The 20,339-nt window shown below is 51.0% G+C and carries 20 protein-coding genes; 8 read left to right on the forward strand and 12 right to left on the reverse strand.

Annotation, left to right across the window (positions count from 1 at the left end):
• The gene (gene queC / locus HV037_RS18165) at positions 1 to 696 is read left to right on the forward strand and encodes a 7-cyano-7-deazaguanine synthase QueC (RefSeq protein ID WP_003021638.1); all 696 of its coding nucleotides are present in this window, start codon (positions 1 to 3) and stop codon (positions 694 to 696) included.
• 107 nt (positions 697 to 803) lie between these two features.
• Here the strand turns inward: queC and fadM are convergent, their stop codons facing one another.
• The 9 genes from fadM to bolA all read right to left on the reverse strand — a co-directional run bounded on the left by fadM (position 804) and on the right by bolA (position 11,223).
• Entirely contained in the window at positions 804 to 1,202 is a 399-nt protein-coding gene (gene fadM, locus HV037_RS18170; protein ID WP_016152055.1) for a long-chain acyl-CoA thioesterase FadM, read from the reverse strand.
• A gap of 105 nt (positions 1,203 to 1,307) precedes the next feature.
• Positions 1,308 to 1,682 carry a helix-hairpin-helix domain-containing protein gene (locus HV037_RS18175; protein WP_047416882.1) on the reverse strand — a complete coding sequence of 125 codons (375 nt, stop codon included), beginning with the start codon at positions 1,680 to 1,682 and terminating at the stop codon, positions 1,308 to 1,310.
• Positions 1,683 to 1,828: 146 nt separating this feature from the next.
• Positions 1,829 to 3,703, reverse strand: coding sequence for a peptidylprolyl isomerase (gene ppiD, locus HV037_RS18180; RefSeq protein WP_016155864.1), 1,875 nt, complete (start codon positions 3,701 to 3,703; stop codon positions 1,829 to 1,831).
• Between the two features lie 267 nt (positions 3,704 to 3,970).
• Positions 3,971 to 4,243, reverse strand: a complete 273-nt coding sequence (gene hupB, locus HV037_RS18185) for a nucleoid-associated protein HU-beta (protein ID WP_003021629.1) — start codon at positions 4,241 to 4,243, stop codon at positions 3,971 to 3,973.
• 208 nt (positions 4,244 to 4,451) lie between these two features.
• Entirely contained in the window at positions 4,452 to 6,806 is a 2,355-nt protein-coding gene (gene lon, locus HV037_RS18190) for an endopeptidase La (protein WP_016152052.1), read from the reverse strand.
• 184 nt (positions 6,807 to 6,990) lie between these two features.
• A complete protein-coding gene (gene clpX, locus HV037_RS18195; RefSeq protein ID WP_003831013.1) occupies positions 6,991 to 8,265 on the reverse strand; it encodes an ATP-dependent protease ATP-binding subunit ClpX in 1,275 nt (424 codons plus the stop codon).
• A 126-nt stretch (positions 8,266 to 8,391) separates the two neighbouring features.
• Positions 8,392 to 9,015, reverse strand: a complete 624-nt coding sequence (clpP, locus tag HV037_RS18200) for an ATP-dependent Clp endopeptidase proteolytic subunit ClpP (protein ID WP_003021624.1) — start codon at positions 9,013 to 9,015, stop codon at positions 8,392 to 8,394.
• Positions 9,016 to 9,262: 247 nt separating this feature from the next.
• On the reverse strand, positions 9,263 to 10,561 hold the full coding sequence (tig, locus tag HV037_RS18205; protein WP_003021622.1) for a trigger factor: 1,299 nt from the start codon (positions 10,559 to 10,561) through the stop codon (positions 9,263 to 9,265).
• Between the two features lie 344 nt (positions 10,562 to 10,905).
• Positions 10,906 to 11,223 (reverse strand): transcriptional regulator BolA, encoded by a 318-nt coding sequence (bolA, locus tag HV037_RS18210; RefSeq protein WP_016152051.1) that lies wholly within the window; start codon positions 11,221 to 11,223, stop codon positions 10,906 to 10,908.
• 306 nt (positions 11,224 to 11,529) lie between these two features.
• Between bolA and HV037_RS18215 the strand changes: the two genes are divergently transcribed.
• From HV037_RS18215 to cyoE, 7 genes are all read left to right on the forward strand, one after another.
• Entirely contained in the window at positions 11,530 to 12,108 is a 579-nt protein-coding gene (locus HV037_RS18215; protein WP_103283543.1) for a lipoprotein, read from the forward strand.
• A 44-nt stretch (positions 12,109 to 12,152) separates the two neighbouring features.
• Positions 12,153 to 13,628, forward strand: coding sequence for a muropeptide MFS transporter AmpG (gene ampG, locus HV037_RS18220; RefSeq protein ID WP_103283542.1), 1,476 nt, complete (start codon positions 12,153 to 12,155; stop codon positions 13,626 to 13,628).
• Positions 13,629 to 14,087: 459 nt separating this feature from the next.
• A complete protein-coding gene (cyoA, locus tag HV037_RS18225; protein ID WP_003847580.1) occupies positions 14,088 to 15,035 on the forward strand; it encodes a cytochrome o ubiquinol oxidase subunit II in 948 nt (315 codons plus the stop codon).
• A 19-nt stretch (positions 15,036 to 15,054) separates the two neighbouring features.
• Positions 15,055 to 17,046: a cytochrome o ubiquinol oxidase subunit I gene (cyoB, locus tag HV037_RS18230; RefSeq protein ID WP_003831008.1), complete on the forward strand. Its 1,992-nt coding sequence runs from the start codon at positions 15,055 to 15,057 to the stop codon at positions 17,044 to 17,046.
• On the forward strand, positions 17,036 to 17,650 hold the full coding sequence (locus HV037_RS18235) for a cytochrome o ubiquinol oxidase subunit III (protein ID WP_003831007.1): 615 nt from the start codon (positions 17,036 to 17,038) through the stop codon (positions 17,648 to 17,650). Before cyoB ends, HV037_RS18235 begins: the two co-directional genes overlap by 11 nt.
• Positions 17,650 to 17,979, forward strand: a complete 330-nt coding sequence (locus HV037_RS18240) for a cytochrome o ubiquinol oxidase subunit IV (RefSeq protein ID WP_003831006.1) — start codon at positions 17,650 to 17,652, stop codon at positions 17,977 to 17,979. Before HV037_RS18235 ends, HV037_RS18240 begins: the two co-directional genes overlap by 1 nt.
• Positions 17,980 to 17,990: 11 nt before the next feature.
• Positions 17,991 to 18,881 (forward strand): heme o synthase, encoded by an 891-nt coding sequence (gene cyoE / locus HV037_RS18245; protein ID WP_003831005.1) that lies wholly within the window; start codon positions 17,991 to 17,993, stop codon positions 18,879 to 18,881.
• Between the two features lie 59 nt (positions 18,882 to 18,940).
• Here the strand turns inward: cyoE and HV037_RS18250 are convergent, their stop codons facing one another.
• Genes HV037_RS18250 through tssD form a run of 3 tightly spaced genes read right to left on the reverse strand, consistent with a single transcriptional unit; the run spans position 18,941 to position 20,213 of the window.
• Positions 18,941 to 19,270: a DUF1493 family protein gene (locus HV037_RS18250; RefSeq protein ID WP_047357697.1), complete on the reverse strand. Its 330-nt coding sequence runs from the start codon at positions 19,268 to 19,270 to the stop codon at positions 18,941 to 18,943.
• Positions 19,270 to 19,719 carry an STM2901 family protein gene (locus HV037_RS18255; RefSeq protein ID WP_047357696.1) on the reverse strand — a complete coding sequence of 150 codons (450 nt, stop codon included), beginning with the start codon at positions 19,717 to 19,719 and terminating at the stop codon, positions 19,270 to 19,272. Before HV037_RS18255 ends, HV037_RS18250 begins: the two co-directional genes overlap by 1 nt.
• An 11-nt stretch (positions 19,720 to 19,730) precedes the next feature.
• Positions 19,731 to 20,213 (reverse strand): type VI secretion system tube protein TssD, encoded by a 483-nt coding sequence (gene tssD, locus HV037_RS18260; RefSeq protein WP_016155861.1) that lies wholly within the window; start codon positions 20,211 to 20,213, stop codon positions 19,731 to 19,733.
• Positions 20,214 to 20,339 lie beyond the last annotated feature (126 nt).

The raw sequence follows: 20,339 nt of genomic DNA on the forward strand, positions 1-20,339 counted from the left end.
ATGAAACGTGCCGTTGTTGTATTCAGTGGGGGTCAGGACTCCACAACCTGTCTGGCGCAAGCGCTGCATCAGTATGATGAAGTGCACTGCGTGACCTTTGATTATGGTCAGCGCCATCGCGCTGAGATTGATGTCGCACGTGACCTGGCCTTAAAACTTGGCGCGCGTGCGCACAAGGTACTTGATGTAACGCTGCTCAGCGAACTGGCCGTCAGCAGCCTGACCCGCGATAACATTCCGGTACCCGATTACGAACCGGATGCGAACGGCATTCCTAATACCTTTGTGCCAGGACGCAATATTCTGTTTTTAACGCTGGCGGCGATTTACGCGTATCAGGTGCAGGCGGAGGCGGTCATTACCGGCGTTTGTGAAACGGATTTCTCTGGATATCCGGACTGCCGCGATGAGTTCGTCAAAGCCCTGAACCATGCCGTAAGCCTGGGAATGGCGAAAGATATCCGCTTTGAAACCCCGCTGATGTGGATCGATAAAGCCGAAACCTGGGCACTGGCCGATTACTGGGGCAAGCTGGACCTGGTACGCGAAGAAACGCTGACCTGCTATAACGGCATCAAAGGTGACGGTTGCGGTCACTGCGCGGCCTGTAATCTGCGCGCCAACGGCCTGAACCATTATCTGGCAGATAAACCGGCAGTGATGGCGGCAATGAAGCAGAAAACAGGACTAAAGTGATCGTTTTGCCGGATGGCGGTGCACGCACCTTATCCGGCTTTCGACGTTCACCGTGGTCAATATCGCCCGTAAGCCTGATAAGCAAAGCGCCGTCAGGCTTCCTTCCATCACTTCACCATCTGCTCCAGTTTTTCGCGCAACTCCCCTTCCAGCGGTAGCGCCTTTTGCGTTTTCAAATCAATACAGACGAAGGTAATCAACGCGTCTGCCACCACCTGTCCTTCCGGCTCCAGGGTGATAGTCTGGTTCAACACACCGCTTTTGCCATTTAACTGTTGCACCTGACTGGTAATGGTCAGCAGGTCGCTCAGCACCGCAGGGCGGCGGTAGTTAATGTTAATATTCACGACCACAAAAGCGATGTTGTGTGCGGTCATCCACTGAAAGCTGTCGCTGTTTTCCAGGCCATCCCAGCGGGCTTCTTCCAGAAACTCAAGATAGCGAGCATTGTTAACGTGCTGATAGACATCAAGATGAAAACCACGAACTTTGATTTGTGTTTGCATAGCGCAGGAGCCTTACGTTGTTTTTATAGGAACACACTTCAGGGTAAGAGGTCATAACTGGTATGACCTCTACAGTCTGGCAAACTTTCAGCACTCTGCAAGTTATTAAAGTGTTAAAACTGCCAGATTGCGCTCTACCAGCGAACTCCCCATGCCCGGTACCTGCTTTAAGTCCTCCACCGTTTTAAACGGCCCGTACTCCTCACGATAGCTGACAATCGCCTGCGCTTTCTTCAGACCCACGCCATTCATGACTCGCGCTAAATCCTCCGCAGAAGCGCTGTTGATGCTTACCCTGGTGCCTTCATCATCGCTCGCTTTAGCCGGTTGCGTGGCTTTGCTTTGTGCTACTCCCGTAGCATCCGCTTTGGCTTGAGTCGCCTGGCTTTTGGCGACTGGCTCTGCAGCCAGTGCGCTTTGAGCCATACCGGCACAGGTCAATGAAAGGGTAATAAGCAGGGCTTTGATTCCATGTTTCATACTGTTTTCTCCTTGTTTGTTAACAGTGGAATCACGATAGCGAGGTGCAGAACGGCAGACAAACGGCAAATATCAGAAATGGAAAAGGCCGCGAAAGCGGCCTTTGGTTGATACAATTTTTTGCAATTTTTTGCGAGTAGCCTCGGTTATTGCTGCTGTTCCAGCGCGTCACCGACTTTAATTTTTGCGGCTTTACGCAGGTTGCTCATCAGCGCTTCAAAGACAATCTGCGCATTGTTCTGGGTAATCCCCTGAACCATCGCTTTCTTCTGCTCTTCAGGCATAGAACCGGCTTTCACCTCGTCCAGCGCCAGCAGTACAACGTTACCCTGCATGTCGTTCGCCACGCCGTAGCTCGGTTTGTCTTTCGCCGGCAGGCTCAGGCCAAAGGCCGCCTGACTCAGCGGATCCTGACCCGTACGGCTCAGCGTTTTCGCCTCGCCAAAGCTCAGACCCGCCGCTTTCATGGCTTCATCGCCTTTACCAGCTTTCAGATCCGCCAGCAGTTTATCGGCATCAAGCTTCGCCTGCTGCTCTGCTTTATTGTGCTTAACAAGCGCAGTTACCTGATCTTTCACTTCAGCCAGTGGTTTAACGGCTTCAGCTTTGTGCTCTGCAATACGCAGTACAAACGCGCGATCGCCATCCACGGTGATGATGTCAGAGTTACTGCCAGGCGTACCGTTCTCACCAACCAAACCACCATTGAAAATGATGTCAGCGACCGGTTTGAAGTTCAGCTCTTCCGGCAGGCTGTCACGGCTAAACCAGCCCGTTTCAACCGCTTTCATACCCGCCGCCTGCTCCGCGCCCGCCAGGGATTCGTTATCGTTGCTGGCGGCATCGCTCACTTTCTGCTGCAGCGCATAGTAGGCATCCAGCGCTTTTTCCTGCTTCACTTTCACCGCAATGTCGTCACGGGCTTCGCTCAGCGGTTTAACCTGCGCAGGCTGTACGTCGTCAAGACGCGCAACGAGGAAACCAACGGAAGACTTAATCACACCTGACAGCTGGCCTTTCTCTTTCAGACCGGCATTCTTCAGCTCATCCGGGGTGGTGGAATCTTCCAGCCATCCCATATCGCCGCCTTTACGGGCAGAGATGATGTCAGCAGATTTTTCTTTTGCCAGCGCAGCGAAATCACCGCCTTTGTTCAGCTCGTCCAGTACCGCTTTGGCTTCATCTTCCGTTTTGGTCTGAATGATGCTGTAGCGGTTACGCTGCGGCTGAGTGAACTGATCCTGATGCTGGTCATAATAAGCCTGAATATCCGCATCGCTGGCCGTCTCCTGCATAGCAGCAGCATCCAGCTTGATGTAGCTCACGCGGAACTGTTCCGGCGTCATAAAGTTGTTTTTATTCTGCTCGTAGTAGCTGGCAACTTCTTGCTCGGTAACAGACTGCTTAGCGGCCAGTGCGTTAACGTCAATTGTCGCCTCGCGAACGATACGCTGCTGTGCGACCAGCGCCGCCAGCTCGTCCGTTTCGCCTTTCAGCATGAAGTCCGTACCGGCAACACCGTTAATCAGTTGCTGGGTAGTAAGCTGATTACGTAATGCCTGAGCGTACTGGTCTGCGGTCATTCCCATCTGATTAACAATCGCGTTGTAGCGATTGTTATCAAATTTACCGTCCACCTGGAACGCAGGCGTGGCGAAAATAGCCTGTTTAACCTGATCGTCGCTGATGTTGAGATTAAGCTCGCGGGAGTACTGATCCAGCAGCGCTTCGTCAATAAGACGATTCAGCACCTGCTGACGCAGCGTTTTCATGTAGCCTTCGTTCGCAGCCAGTTCGGAGTATTGATCGCCCAGCTGTTGCTGCATGCGGTTACGTTCGCTGTTGAACGCATTCTCGAACTGCCCGCGGCTAATCTCCTGGCCATTCACTTTGGCGGCGAAGTTATTGCCCCCGCCAATCAGGTAACCACTCACGCCGGTCAAAATGAACGACACGATAATGATACCGAAAATAATCTTGAGCACGAGACTGTTAGCAGCCGTGCGTAAGCTGTCCATCATGGTGTAACCACACTCCGCTGTAGATGACTATACGCGTTATCTCTCAAGCCGCCTGCGCGTTGTCACCACAGCGGCGGCAAGGATTTTGAGTATATATGCTTCACGCAGCATAGCGTTTCCTGAACGCTGCGTACAAAGGCCTATTGTGACAAGAAACAGGGGCAATTGTCAGCCCACAACGCGTAGAAAGTACCGGAATTACAAATAAAAAAGGCACATCAGTCGATGCGCCCTTGTACTTCGTCACATCCCCAAAGGGGAAATCACTTAGTTTACCGCGTCTTTCAGTGCTTTACCTGCACGGAAGCCCGGTACTTTAGCCGCGGCGATGGTGATCTCTTTACCTGTTTGCGGGTTGCGACCAGTACGGGCAGCACGCTCTTTAACGGCAAAAGTACCAAAACCTACCAGCGCTACGTCATCACCTTCTTTCAGAGATTCGGTAACAGAAGCAATAATTGCATCTAACGCACGTCCAGCCGCAGCTTTAGAGATATCAGCCCCTGCAGCAATTTTGTCGATCAGTTGAGATTTATTCACTCTTCTCTTCCTCTTTATAATTTATATCGCACCTGAATCCTTCAAAGTGCGAACGCGCAGCAGTTATATCAGGCCTGCCATGCCCTTACAACACCCGTTAATGATGGCAAGCCCAATCCGTCATCTAAATTAGCTATACAAAAAAAGGCTGGCAAGTCCGAAATGGCCTGCCAGCCCTGTTTTTATTAGTGCTCTTTGCGCGAGGTCACTATTTTGCGGTCACAACCTGCATTCCGGAGGGCTCATTTTGCAACGCGAGCGTCAGAACCTCCTCAATGCGTTTCACCGGATGGATGTCCAGATCGGCAATTACGTTGTCAGGAATCTCTTCCAGGTCACGTTTGTTTTCGTCTGGAATTAAGACCGTTTTAATACCACCACGGTGTGCTGCCAGCAGTTTTTCTTTCAAACCACCAATAGGCAGAACCTGGCCACGCAGGGTGATCTCGCCGGTCATCGCTACGTCGGCGCGAACCGGGTTACCGGTCAGACAAGAAACCAGCGCAGTACACATGGCAATACCCGCACTTGGACCGTCTTTCGGCGTCGCCCCTTCAGGTACGTGAACGTGGATGTCGCGTTTTTCGTAAAAGTCCGGATTAATGCCCAGTTTTTCCGCGCGCGCGCGCACCACGGTCAGCGCAGCCTGAATGGATTCCTGCATGACTTCACCCAGAGAACCGGTGTAGGTCAGCTTACCTTTACCCGGTACGCAAGCGGTTTCGATGGTCAGCAGATCGCCGCCCACTTCCGTCCATGCCAGACCGGTTACCTGACCAACGCGGTTTTCGTTGTCCGCGCGGCCATAGTCAAAGCGCTGTACGCCCAGGTAGTCGTGCAGGTTGTCACCATTGATCTCAATATGTTTCAGCGACTTGTCGAGCAGCAACTGTTTCACCGCTTTACGGCACAGTTTGGAAATTTCACGCTCCAGACTACGCACGCCAGCTTCACGGGTGTAATAACGAATAATGCCCACAATGGCGCTATCGTCGACCGTCAGCTCGCCTTTTTTCAGCGCGTTACGCTCAATCTGTTTCGGCAACAGGTGACGTTTAGCAATGTTCAGCTTCTCGTCTTCGGTATACCCGGACAGACGGATCACTTCCATACGATCCAGCAACGGTGCGGGAATATTCATGGAGTTAGAGGTCGCAACGAACATCACGTCGCTGAGATCGTAGTCCACTTCCAGGTAATGATCGCTGAACGCCACGTTCTGCTCTGGATCCAGCACCTCAAGCAGTGCGGAAGCCGGATCGCCACGCATGTCGGAAGACATTTTGTCGATCTCATCAAGCAGGAACAGCGGGTTTTTAACGCCCACTTTAGCCATTTTCTGGATCAGTTTACCCGGCATCGAACCAATATAGGTCCGGCGGTGACCGCGAATTTCAGCTTCATCACGCACGCCGCCCAGCGCCATACGGATGTATTTACGTCCGGTTGCTTTAGCGATGGACTGTCCCAGAGAAGTTTTACCTACCCCCGGCGGCCCAACCAGGCACAGGATCGGCCCCTTGATTTTATTCACACGGCTTTGAACCGCGAGATACTCAAGAATACGGTCTTTGACGCGTTCCAGACCGTAATGGTCAGTATCGAGGATTTCCTGAGCCTGACGCAGATCTTTTTTGACCTTGCTACGCGCATTCCACGGCACCTGAACCATCCAGTCGATGTAGCCACGGACTACGGTCGCTTCCGCTGACATCGGAGACATCATTTTCAGCTTCTGCAGTTCTGCTTCCGCTTTCTCTTTTGCCTCTTTCGGCATTTTCGCCGCGTCGATTTTACGCTTCAACGCTTCGTTTTCGTCCGGCGCATCGTCCATCTCGCCGAGCTCTTTCTGAATGGCTTTCATCTGCTCGTTCAGATAGTACTCACGCTGGGATTTTTCCATCTGCTTTTTCACGCGGTTGCGAATGCGTTTCTCAACCTGCAGCAGATCGATTTCAGACTCCATCATCGCCATCAGATATTCCAGACGTTCGTTAACGTCAGACATCTCCAGTACGGACTGCTTGTCAGCAAGCTTCAGCGGCATGTGCGCAGCGATGGTGTCCGCCAGACGTGCAGGATCGTCAATACTGTTCAGCGACGTCAGCACTTCGGGCGGGATTTTCTTGTTCAGCTTGATATAGCCTTCGAACTGGCTGATAGCGGTACGCACCAGCACTTCCTGTTCGCGCTCATCAATAGCAGGCGAGTCAAGGTACTCCGCTTTCGCAGAGAAGTGCTCACCGTTGTCAGACAGCGCTGAAATACGCGCGCGCTGTAACCCCTCGACCAGCACTTTTACGGTGCCGTCAGGCAGTTTCAGCATCTGCAAAATAGAGGCCACGGTCCCGACGGTGAAAAGATCGTTTACACCCGGCTCATCCGTTGACGCTTCTTTCTGGGCAACCAGCATGATTTTTTTATCATGGTCCATAGCCGCTTCCAGACAACGGATAGATTTTTCCCGCCCTACAAATAAGGGTATGACCATGTGCGGATAAACCACCACATCGCGCAACGGCAATACGGGGATTTCAATGCGTTCAGAACGCTCAGGATTCATAGAGCTCTCTCTTAGTTTAGTTTCCGCCAGGTAATCAGGTGGTACGACTGTGCTCCACACCACCTTTAACATGTATGTCAGTATATGGGGATGTTTCCCACACATTCAACGCCATGTTTACGGAAAAATAAAAGGGGAGATAAAATCCCCCCTTATTAATTAAATGTCTGTATGAATTGATGAATTATTCGCCAGATGCCTGCTGCGCTTCCGGCTTACCGTAAATCAGCAATGGCTTGCTCTGGCCACCAATCACCGACTCATCGATCACCACTTTTTCGACGTCTTCCATAGAAGGCAGATCGTACATGGTGTCAAGCAGCGCGGCTTCGACGATAGAACGCAGACCACGAGCACCGGTTTTACGTGCCATCGCTTTCTTGGCGATCGCATCCAGCGCTTCCTCACGGAATTCCAGATCAACACCTTCAAGATTGAACAGCGCCTGGTACTGCTTGGTCAGGGCATTTTTCGGCTCTTTCAGGATCTGGATCAGCGCTTCTTCGCTCAGTTCGCTCAGCGTCGCTACAACCGGCAGACGCCCGATGAACTCAGGGATCAGACCAAATTTGATCAGATCTTCCGGCTCCACCTGCGACAGCAGTTCACCTTCACTGGCTTTATCAGACTGCGCTTTTACCGTTGCGCCAAAACCAATGCCGGAGCCCGTTTCAACACGGTTAGCAATGACTTTATCCAGACCGGCAAAGGCACCGCCACAGATAAACAGGATCTTGGAGGTATCAACCTGCAGGAATTCCTGCTGAGGATGTTTACGCCCTCCCTGCGGTGGAACGGCAGCAACCGTACCTTCGATCAATTTCAACAGCGCCTGCTGTACACCTTCGCCAGAAACGTCACGGGTAATGGACGGGTTGTCAGACTTACGAGAAATCTTGTCGATTTCATCGATATAGACGATCCCGCGCTGTGCTTTCTGCACGTCGTAATCGCACTTCTGCAGCAGTTTCTGAATAATATTTTCAACATCTTCACCCACATAACCAGCTTCGGTCAGCGTGGTGGCATCGGCCATAGTGAACGGAACGTCCAGCAGGCGTGCCAGCGTTTCAGCCAGCAGCGTTTTACCGGAACCCGTCGGGCCAATCAGCAGGATGTTACTTTTGCCCAACTCGACGCCATTGCTGGTGTCGCCGTTGCGCAGACGTTTGTAATGGTTGTATACCGCGACCGCCAGCACTTTCTTCGCCTGCTCCTGACCGATGACGTAATCGTCCAGGTGGTTGCGAATTTCATGTGGCGTCGGCAGCGCACTGCGTTCACGGTGCGGTGCTACTTCCTTAATCTCTTCGCGAATGATGTCGTTACATAAATCAACACATTCGTCGCAGATATACACGGATGGTCCGGCAATCAGCTTACGCACTTCATGCTGGCTTTTGCCGCAAAAAGAGCAGTACAACAATTTGCCCGAGCCATCTTTGCGTTTATCTGTCATGGGTCAAAACCTCTTCTTTGTTCTTTGTGCCGCACACGACGACGCAAATGCCATTCTCAGGCGCAAGACGCTAGTCAGCGTTGTGCCGCTCCAGGTAATTATAGCGGTACACCTGCGCGCTGGGCATTAATTACGATGGGTCAAAATCGAGTCGACCAGACCGTACTCTACCGCTTCAGAAGCGGAGAGGAAGCGATCGCGCTCGGTATCACGTTCAATCTGCTCAAGAGATTGACCCGTATGATGCGCCATAAGTTCGTTCATGCGCCCTTTTACCTTCAGGATTTCACGGGCATGAATTTCAATATCCGTTGCCTGGCCCTGGTAACCGCCCAGAGGCTGGTGGATCATGACGCGAGAGTTAGGCAGGCAAAAACGTTTACCTTTCGCCCCGGCAGTCAGCAGGAACGCGCCCATTGAGGCCGCCTGGCCCATACAAATGGTGCTGACGTCCGGCTTAATAAACTGCATGGTGTCATAGATAGACATCCCGGCAGTGATCACTCCACCAGGGGAGTTGATGTACAGGTAGATATCTTTTTCTGGGTTTTCTGCTTCCAGGAACAGCATCTGCGCCACGATCAGGTTAGCCATATGGTCTTCGACCTGGCCGGTCAGAAAAATGACGCGTTCCTTAAGTAGACGAGAATAGATATCAAAAGAGCGCTCACCACGTGAGGTCTGTTCAATGACCATCGGCACCAGCGCCATATGGGGTGCAAAGTTATCTCGTTCGCCGCTGTATGACATTTCCGTCTCCTGGATAAAATTTGAAAAAACCTGCTGTGCTGATTGTAACCTTATGGACGGATTATCAGCTAGTCCCTCAGTAATGGGTACGACATCGCCATAATTCAAGCATAACAATCTTTTGTTGTAACGCTAACACTGAAACGCTGTTTTCGCACTCTTCCCATGCAAAATCCGTGACAAAAAAAAACCCGCCACCAAAAGGTGACGGGCTTGTGTACGAAATTCGTGCTAAATAAGCGACGAATTACGCCTGCTGGTTCATCAGCTCGTTGAAGGAAGTGGCTTTTTCAGTCACTTTCGCTTTCGCCAGAACGGCTTCAACAGCCTGCTCTTCCAGAGCGACGTTACGCATGTTGTCCATCAGCTCTTTATTTTTGCTGTAGAACTCAACAACTTCTTTCGGATCTTCGTAAGCAGAAGCCATCTCTTCGATCAGGCCTTTAACGCGATCTTCGTCAGCTTTCAGCTCGTTGGTACGAATCACTTCGCCCAGCAGCAGACCTACAACTACGCGACGCTTAGCCTGTTCTTCGAACAGTTCACGCGGCAGTTCCAGAGCTTGTTTTTCGTTGCCGCCAAAACGCTGTGCAGCCTGACGACGCAGAACGTCGATTTCGCTGTCGATCAGAGCAGCCGGAACGTCGATGTCGTTAGCTTTTACCAGACCTTCGATCGCCTGAGACTTAACGCGGTTGCGCACAGCGCCTTTCAGCTCACGTTCCATGTTTTTACGTACTTCAGCGCGCAGACCCGCTACGGAACCATCTTCAACGCCGAAACGTTTGATGAATTCTTCAGTCAGTTCCGGCAGTTCGCGCTCTTCAACTTTCTTCAGGTTGATAACGAACTTAGCGGCTTTACCTTTCAGGTTTTCAGCGTGGTACTCTTCCGGGAAGGTCACATCGATAGTGAACTCTTCGCCAGCTTTGTGGCCTTTAACGCCTTCTTCAAAGCCTGGGATCATACGACCCTGGCCCATCGCCAGTACGAAGTCAGACGCTTTGCCGCCTTCGAACTCTTCGCCGTCTACAGAGCCGGTGAAGTCGATGGTTACACGGTCTTCTGCATCAGCAGCGCCGTCTTTGTCTTTCCAGGTAGCCTGCTGCTTACGCAGGGTGTCCAGCATCACGTCAACGTCAGCGTCGGTGACTTCAACAACCGGTTTTTCAACTTCGATTGCTTCCAGGCCAGTCAGCTCAACTTCCGGGTAAACTTCGAACTCTACCGCGTAAGTAAAATCTTCACCCAGTTTGTATTCGCCCGGAACGTAGTTCGGTGCGCCAGCCGGATTGATTTTTTCTTTGATGATCGCGTCAACGAAGTTGCGGCTCATCAGGTCGCCCAGAACGTCCTGGCGAACAGACGCGCCATAACGCTGAGCAACAACATTCATCGGTACTTTTCCTTTGCGGAAACCGTCAATACGCACTTTCTTCGCTACGTTGACCAGCTCGCTTTTCACAGCGGTCTCGATGCTGTCAGCAGCGATAGTAATCGTTACACGGCGGCCAAGGCCTTGAGTGGTTTCAACTGAAACTTGCATCTTGTTACCTCAAAAAATCACAGTGCTCGGTCAACTCTTCTCCGCAAGCACAGGTTGTTGGCTTCGCGGAACTGGGATGTTCTCATAAGCAATCACATTCCCTGTCGTCAGAATCATCCCGAAGACATTCCGAAAAATAAGACGCGCATTATAGCGGCATCACTTTTATGAGTCGAGAACGGTTATCGCGCGTTGCTGCGGCTTTTTTCACAATTCCCGGCTAATTTTTGTCTGAATACTGTACGACTGCCCCAGAATTCAGACAAAACAAAACGGCCCGCAGGCCGTTTTCACATAATCTGTAGCAACATACTGGAAAAGCGTCGGTTGTTGCAAATCCGTTTTTACGCGATGCTTCCCGCCCCACGACACGGAGGCGATGCAAAAATCGTATCCTGCAACGCTTCCCACTCCTTAATGGTGTAGGTATGCAGGGCAAGTGCATGAACGGTTGTGGAAAGCTCCACCGTTAAGGTGCTGTAAATCATCCGATGACGATTCAGAAAACGCTCACCTGTAAAGCGATCGCTAACCAGCACAACCTTAAAGTGGCTTTCAGAACCTGCCGGGACATTGTGACGATAGCTTTCATCCACAACTTCGAGGAACACGGGTTGGAACGCTGCCCTTAATTTTTCTTCTATTTGCTCACGAATCATCATGAAGTTTTTCCTCCGACAACGCTGAGATGTCACCCATCCCTTTAAATACTAGCCGCTTTTACCGCTTTCATTACACCTTAGCAACAAAAAATTAGCGTTTGTCTGATTTTCTCAGCCAAATGGATGAAGTTCACTAAATCCTCACTTCGATTTATTGCAAAAAGTCCGTTTATGGTCTCCACAAAGACATAAAACTGACAACACAATGAATTTACATGCGTTACCCACTTCCCCTCATCGTTGGCGATGTTATGATGGCGGGTATTTTCTCCAACCATACAATTTAGATTCGCTGAGAGCCCTGGCATGTTTAAAAAAATCCTCGTCCCGTTTGTCGCGCTGTTTATGTTAGCTGGATGCGCAACGCCGCCGACCACTATTGAAGTTTCCCCGAAAATTACCCTGCCACAGCAGGACCCGAGCCTGATGGGTGTGACCGTTAGCATCAACGGTGCCGACCAGCGTCAGGATCAGGCGCTGGCAAAAGTTACCCGTGACAACCAGCTTGTTACCCTGACCGCGTCCCGCGATATGCGCTTCCTGCTGCAAGAAGTACTGGAAAAACAGATGACCGCACGCGGTTATATGATTGGGCCAAACGGTGCTGTTAACCTGCAAATCATTGTTAGCCAGCTGTATGCAGACGTGTCCCAGGGTAGCGTGCGCTATAACATCGCCACCAAGGCAGACATCGCCATCATTGCGACCGCTGCTAACGGCAACAAGATGACCAAAAACTACCGCGCAAGCTATTCTGTTGAAGGCGCACTGCAGGCCTCTAACAAAAATATCGCTGACGCCGTTAACAGCGTGCTGACCGATACCATCGCTGATATGTCTCAGGACACCAGCGTTCACGATTTCATCAAGCAGAACGCTCGTTAATTTCTGCCCATATGGCCCGGCGTTCGTCGGGCCTATAGAAGCCCATGTCCAGTCATTACTTACGTATTTTTCAGCAACCACGTTCAGCTATCCTGCTTATACTGGGATTCGCCTCCGGTTTACCACTCGCACTGACCTCGGGTACGCTTCAGGCATGGATGACAGTCGAGAATATCGATCTTAAAACTATCGGTTTCTTTTCTCTGGTCGGCCAGGCCTACGTGTTTAAGTTCCTCTGGTCTCCGCTAATGGACCGCTACACGCCGCCGTTTTTAGGTCGACGCCGTGGTTGGTTGCTGGCAACTCAGGTGCTGTTACTGATTTCTATCGCCGCGATGGGCTTTCTGGAGCCAGGCACGCAGCTACGCTGGATGGCCGCGCTTGCGGTGGTGATCGCGTTTTGCTCGGCATCGCAGGATATCGTCTTTGACGCATGGAAAACCGACGTGCTACCCGCCGAAGAACGCGGCACCGGCGCGGCTATCAGCGTGCTGGGCTATCGTTTAGGGATGCTGGTTTCCGGTGGGCTGGCTCTGTGGATGGCCGACCGCTGGCTGGGCTGGCAAGGAATGTACTGGCTGATGGCGGCGCTGCTGATACCTTGCATCATCGCTACCCTGCTAGCGCCCGAACCGACTGATGCCATTCCGGTGCCCAAAACGCTGGAGCAAGCGGTTGTGGCCCCGCTGCGCGACTTCTTTGGTCGTAACAACGCCTGGCTAATTCTGCTGCTTATCGTTCTGTATAAGCTCGGGGATGCCTTTGCCATGAGCCTGACTACAACCTTTTTAATCCGCGGCGTCGGATTTGATGCGGGTGAAGTTGGCGTGGTGAATAAAACGCTCGGACTACTGGCAACCATCGTTGGCGCGCTGTACGGCGGGATCCTGATGCAACGCCTTTCGCTGTTTCGCGCATTGCTGATTTTCGGCATCCTGCAGGGGGCGTCGAATGCGGGCTACTGGTTATTGTCCATCACTGACAAACACATGTTTAGTATGGCCGCCGCCGTCTTCTTTGAAAACCTGTGTGGTGGTATGGGTACGGCAGCGTTTGTCGCCTTATTAATGACGCTGTGCAATAAGTCCTTTTCAGCGACCCAGTTCGCTCTGCTCTCCGCGCTTTCAGCCGTTGGTCGCGTTTACGTTGGTCCGGTAGCAGGTTGGTTTGTTGAAGCGCACGGGTGGCCAACGTTTTATTTGTTCTCTGTGTTTGCCGCTATCCCCGGCCTCATACTGCTGCTGGTTTGTCGCCAGACTCTGGAACATAGCTGGCAAAATGAGAGCTTCATTCCGCGCACGGAATTTCGTAGCGCGTACAGCCTGGCATTAATGACGTTGGTTGCGGGCTGCTGTCTGCTGGTGGTTTGGCTGCTGCTGTTAACTATGAACGCGCTGGATTACACCAACTTCTCCTTCCTGCCGGAACTGCTGGAAATCTCGGTGGTGGTCGCGGTCTGCGGGGTCGTTTTTGGTGGATTGCTGGATTATCTGGCACTGCGCAAAACCCGCCTGGTGTAAAAATCCACATTAATATCGCCGTTGTAATCACCCTGCGTAATTATAACGGCTAAATAAACAACAATTACTAAAAATATTATTTGTTATTTTGTGCGCCAAAGAATTTGGAAATTATTGACGCCTTTTATATATACTATTTCCCTTACTCGATTCAGCCACTACAGATTTATTTTTTGTTCTTCAATTGTCTTTTTATTGATAATCAATTGTTAAACAATTGTTTTATTTTCGTATTGGTTATACCAATTGCCCTCAGCACGTCTCCCGCTTGCCCTCTTTCGTTATAACGTGATGTTGCAACAGGTTCTTAAAGTCAAAACGACATATATTGCAACATATGTGACATGCCCGGCAGAACCCAGTAACACAGATCCAAGGATGTTTACAGTAATGTAACCTTCCCGTAAAATGCCCTCACACTTTAAACGCCACCCGGTCCCGTGGAATTGAGGTCGTTAAATGAGACTCAGGAAATACAATAAAAGTTTGGGATGGTTGTCATTAATTGCAGGCACTGCATTACTCAGTGGCTGTAATTCTGCGCTGCTTGACCCTAAAGGACAGATTGGACTGGAACAACGTTCTCTGATACTGACGGCATTTGGCCTGATGTTGATTGTCGTTATTCCTGCCATCTTGATGGCTGTTGGTTTCGCCTGGAAGTATCGTGCAAGCAATAAAGATGCGAAGTACAGCCCGAACTGGTCACACTCCAATAAAGTGGAAGCTGTGGTCTGGACGGTACCGATCTTAATCATCATTTTCCTTGCCGTACTGACCTGGAAAACCACTCACGCTCTTGAGCCAAGCAAACCGCTGGCGCATGACGAGAAGCCCATTACCATTGAAGTGGTTTCCATGGACTGGAAATGGTTCTTCATCTATCCGGAACAAGGTATCGCTACCGTGAATGAAATCGCCTTCCCGGCGAATACTCCGGTTGAGTTCAAAGTGACGTCCAACTCCGTGATGAACTCCTTCTTTATCCCGCGTCTGGGTAGCCAGATTTATGCCATGGCCGGTATGCAGACTCGACTGCATCTGATCGCCAACGAAGTCGGTACTTATGATGGTATCTCCGCAAGCTATAGCGGACCAGGCTTCTCCGGTATGAAGTTCAAGGCTATCGCAACAAAGGACCGCGCCGAATTCGACCAATGGGTTGCTAAAGCTAAACAGTCCACGAACACCATGAGCGACATGGCTGCGTTCGAAAAAGTGGCTGTGCCAAGCGAATACAACCAGGTGGAATACTTCTCCAACGTGAAACCAGATTTGTTTAAAGACGTTATTAACAAATTTATGGCTCACGGTAAGAGCATGGACATGACCCAACCCGAAGGTGAGCACAGCGCACACGAAGGAATGGAAGGCATGGACATGAGCCACGCGGAATCCGCTCACTAAGGGGCCGAGGAAGAATACGATGTTCGGAAAATTGACGCTGGATGCAGTGCCGTTCCATGAACCAATTGTCATGGTTACGATCGCTGCCATTATCATCGGTGGTGCGGCCTTACTGGGCCTAATCACTTACTTCGGTAAGTGGACCTACCTGTGGAAAGAGTGGCTAACTTCGGTTGACCACAAACGCCTTGGCATCATGTATGTCATTGTCGCAATCGTCATGTTGATTCGTGGCTTTGCCGACGCCATCATGATGCGTAGTCAGCAAGCGCTGGCTTCTGCAGGTGAAGCGGGCTTCCTGCCACCTCACCACTACGACCAGATCTTCACGGCTCACGGCGTGATTATGATCTTCTTCGTGGCAATGCCATTTGTTATCGGTCTGATGAACCTGGTGGTTCCGCTGCAGATCGGCGCACGTGACGTTGCATTCCCGTTCCTGAACAACCTGAGCTTCTGGTTCACCGTTGTCGGCGTAATCCTGGTTAACCTGTCTCTGGGCGTGGGTGAATTCGCACAGACCGGTTGGCTGGCGTACCCGCCACTCTCGGGAATAGAGTACAGTCCAAGCGTCGGGGTCGATTATTGGATATGGGCAGTCCAGTTGTCCGGTATTGGTACAACCCTAACCGGGATCAACTTCTTTGTGACCATCATTAAGATGCGTGCGCCAGGAATGACCATGTTCAAGATGCCGGTATTTAGCTGGGCATCGCTGTGTGCGAACATCCTGATTATCGCGTCTTTCCCAATCCTGACGGTTACCGTCGCGTTGCTGACCCTGGATCGCTATCTGGGCACCCATTTCTTTACCAACGATATGGGCGGCAACATGATGATGTACATCAACCTGATTTGGGCCTGGGGCCATCCGGAAGTGTACATTCTGGTTCTGCCGGTCTTCGGTGTGTTCTCCGAAATCGCTGCAACCTTCTCACGTAAACGTCTGTTTGGTTACACCTCACTGGTGTGGGCAACCGTGTGTATCACCGTTCTGTCGTTCGTTGTTTGGCTGCACCACTTCTTCACCATGGGTGCAGGCGCTAACGTAAACGCCTTCTTCGGTATTACCACCATGATTATCGCCATCCCGACCGGGGTGAAGATCTTCAACTGGCTGTTCACCATGTACCAGGGTCGTATCGTATTCCACTCAGCGATGCTGTGGACGATTGGCTTTATCGTTACCTTCTCAGTCGGCGGCATGACCGGCGTACTGCTGGCGGTTCCGGGTGCGGACTTCGTGCTGCACAACAGTCTGTTCCTGATTGCGCACTTCCATAACGTTATCATCGGCGGCGTCGTATTTGGATGCTTCGCAGGTATGACCTACTGGTGGCCAAAAGCGTTTGGCTTCACGCTGAACGAAACCTGGGGTAAACGCGCATTCTGGTTCTGGATCATCGGCTTCTTCGTGGCGTTTATGCCGCTGTATGTGCTGGGCTTTATGGGGATGACCCGTCGCCTCAGCCAGCAGATTGACCCGCAGTTCCATCCGATGCTGGTCGTTGCCGCCTGCGGTGCCGCGCTGATTGCATTGGGTATCCTGTGCCAGCTGATTCAGATCTTCGTTTCTATTCGCGACCGCGAGCAGAACCGCGACCTGACCGGTGACCCATGGGGTGGTCGTACGCTGGAGTGGGCAACCTCTTCCCCGCCTCCGTTCTACAACTTTGCCGTTGTGCCGCACGTTCATGAGCGTGATGCCTTCTGGGAAATGAAAGAAAAAGGTGAAGCGTACAAGCAGCCTGCGCACTATGAAGAAATTCATATGCCGAAAAACAGCGGTGCCGGTATCGTCATTACCGCCTTCGCAACACTGTTTGGTTTCGCCATGATCTGGCATATCTGGTGGCTGGCGATTGCAAGCTTCGCAGGCATGATCATCAGCTGGATTGTGAAAAGCTTTGATGAAGACGTGGATTACTACGTGCCGGTCCCGGAAGTCGAAAAACTGGAAAACCAGCATTTCGATGAGATTACTAAGGCAGGGCTGAAAAATGGCAACTGATACTTTAACGCACGCGACTGCCCACGCGCACGAACACGGGCACCACGATGCAGGCCAGACCAAGATCTTCGGATTCTGGGTCTACCTGATGAGCGACTGCATTCTGTTCTCTATTCTGTTTGCAACCTATGCCGTTCTGGTGAACGGCACAGCAGGTGGCCCAACAGGTAAGGACATTTTTGAACTGCCGTTCGTTCTGGTTGAAACATTCCTGCTGTTATTCAGCTCTATTACTTACGGCATGGCGGCGATCGCCATGTACAAGAACAACAAGAGCCAGGTTATCTCCTGGCTGGCGTTGACCTTCTTGTTCGGTGCCGGATTCATCGGGATGGAACTCTATGAATTCCATCACCTGATTGTTAACGGTATGGGCCCGGATCGCAGCGGCTTCCTGTCTGCGTTCTTCGCGCTGGTCGGCACGCACGGTCTGCACGTCACCTCCGGTCTTATCTGGATGGCGGTGCTGATGGTGCAAGTTGCTCGCCGCGGCCTGACCAGTACTAACCGTACCCGCATCATGTGCCTGAGCCTGTTCTGGCACTTCCTGGATGTGGTGTGGATCTGTGTGTTCACTGTTGTTTATCTGATGGGGGCGATGTAATGAGTCATTCTAACGAGAGCGGCGGCGCATCCCATGGCAGCGTAAAAACCTACATGACAGGTTTTATCCTGTCGATAATCCTGACGGTTATTCCGTTCTGGATGGTCATGACAGGTTCTGCCTCTCCTGCCGTCATTCTGGGAACTATTCTGGCAATGGCAGTGGTACAGATTCTGGTGCACCTGGTGTGCTTCCTGCACATGAATAGCAAATCTGATGAAGGTTGGAACATGACAGCCTTTGTCTTTACTGTGCTAATCATCGCCATCCTGGTTGTGGGCTCCATCTGGATTATGTGGAACCTTAACTACAACATGATGATGCACTAAGAGCGGCGATTATGATGTTTAAGCAATACCTGCAAGTAACAAAACCAGGCATCATCTTTGGCAACCTGATCTCGGTGATTGGGGGATTCCTGCTGGCCTCGAAAGGCAGCATTGATTATCCCCTGTTTATCTACACGTTGGTTGGGGTGTCACTGGTTGTGGCGTCGGGTTGTGTATTTAACAACTACATCGACAGGGATATCGACAGGAAGATGGAGAGGACCAAAAACCGTGTGCTGGTTAAAGGTCTGATTTCCCCTGCGGTCTCGCTGGTATACGCCACCCTGCTGGGTATTGCTGGCTTTATGCTGCTGTGGTTTGGCGCGAACCCTCTGGCCTGCTGGCTGGGGGTAATGGGCTTCGTGGTCTATGTGGGCGTCTATAGCCTGTACATGAAGCGCCATTCCGTTTATGGCACGCTGATTGGCTCACTCTCCGGTGCTGCGCCGCCGGTGATTGGCTACTGCGCCGTAACCGGTGAGTTCGATAGCGGTGCGCTGATTCTGCTGGCTATTTTCAGTCTGTGGCAGATGCCGCACTCTTACGCGATTGCGATTTTCCGCTTTAAGGATTATCAGGCAGCCAACATCCCGGTACTGCCGGTGGTGAAAGGTATTTCGGTCGCGAAGAACCATATCACGCTGTACATCGTGGCGTTTGCTATCGCCACGCTGATGCTAACCCTGGGCGGCTATGCTGGTTATAAATACCTGATTGTTGCTGCGGCGGTGAGTGTCTGGTGGTTGGGCATGGCGCTGCGCGGTTATAAAGTGGAAGATGACAGGGTCTGGGCACGCAAGCTGTTCGGTTTCTCCATCATCGCCATTACCGCGCTTTCCGTGATGATGTCCGTTGACTTTATGGTGCCAAACTCGCAGAACCTGCTGACTTACGTCTGGTAACGATCTGCTGATACGAAAAGGGTGCCTCCGGCACCCTTTTTTATTGGCAGGGATGTTATTCAGTCATAAAGCCATTTCCCCGCTTCAGCCGACTCAGCAAACATCCTTACGGTTAGCGGTATGCGTGTTGCTTCCACTTCTTCCCGGTTAGCTTTGAACCATCTAGTGAATAGTGGCAGATTGTGCCATGGATAATAAGGTTTCCAGTTCACACATGATAAATCGACTTTGAACTCTTTCTCATATCGATCCAGAGCACTGTGAAGATCATCACCGGGGGCATCAAACAAATCTGAGTCGAGTTCTAAAGGAACCTCTTTCCAGTTTTCATCCAAATACCCAGGTATTTCTTCCCTGAAAAGCTTTAACACATCGTCTTGAATACTCATTAGAATGATGTCCACTGAATGCGATCTTTAGAGCGAGCAATTAAGTTGTATTTTATCTGAGTCTTTCTGGATACTTGCACAAGTGCATTTACAAGACCAATCCACCCAAGCCAGGGTACATAACGAGCAATCACAGCAGCGAGTTTGTTAGTGCTTTGTATCCTTAACCCCACCGGAGTGGGGACTTTAATACCAAATGGTACCCGCGCATCTTTCAGAAGCATTCTCCCGTATTTGGAAACAACACTTGTTCCTTCAATAGCCCCGGAAGGTTTTTGTCTCGTCTTTAACCAGGGTTGACCAGCCAGAATAGCGGCTCCCGATTCAATACCAATACCTAACTCATCACAAAACTGTTCCAGAAAGATGAGATCGAACAATTCGCCAGCGGACAGATTGCTGTGACCATGATACCAATAGGTTCCATTCGCCTCTTCAGTTGTGTCCATTCAATCCCCCATTATGCCGTCTGCCGGTCATTCCATGCGTCGGTATAGATAATGTTCCCGTCGCAATGCTTCCAGGTGATTTTTTCGTAGCGTAATTCTATGGTTTCAAGATGGTTATTATTCATGTCCTCTGGACCAGCCATCGAGGGAGAAACGGAGACAATCCGCACCCCTTCCAGAAACATATTGAAGTATTCAACTTCCTGACCGGCATCATTGATTTTGTACCAACGAATCTCTGCGGACTTAAGATTCTGACCAGAAGCGACAGCTTTGTATAAATACGGGCTAGAGTAGTCAAACTCTTTGACGATCATCATCGGTGAATGTTGGCGTGTGCCTGTTGGCTTGCCTGTACCGTTATCAGTGGGAATAGACAAATTGTGATGAAAGCCTTTAAATTCAATACTGTATTCTCTTCCCTTTACATCACACCCACCCTTAATCAGCGCACCACCATCGTCATAAATCCACATATTGCCCGGAATCGCCATTTTCCTTTTCCCTCTTTCCATTAGAAATAACCACAAAAAGACTACACCTGTAATTATCGCAAGTAAATTAGTCGCAGTTGTAATTATTTCAATTTTCCCACTACACAATTCCACATATCGTAGAGG

The organism is Citrobacter sp. RHBSTW-00017 (genome assembly GCF_013797615.1).
Classification (GTDB): domain Bacteria; phylum Pseudomonadota; class Gammaproteobacteria; order Enterobacterales; family Enterobacteriaceae; genus Citrobacter; species Citrobacter braakii.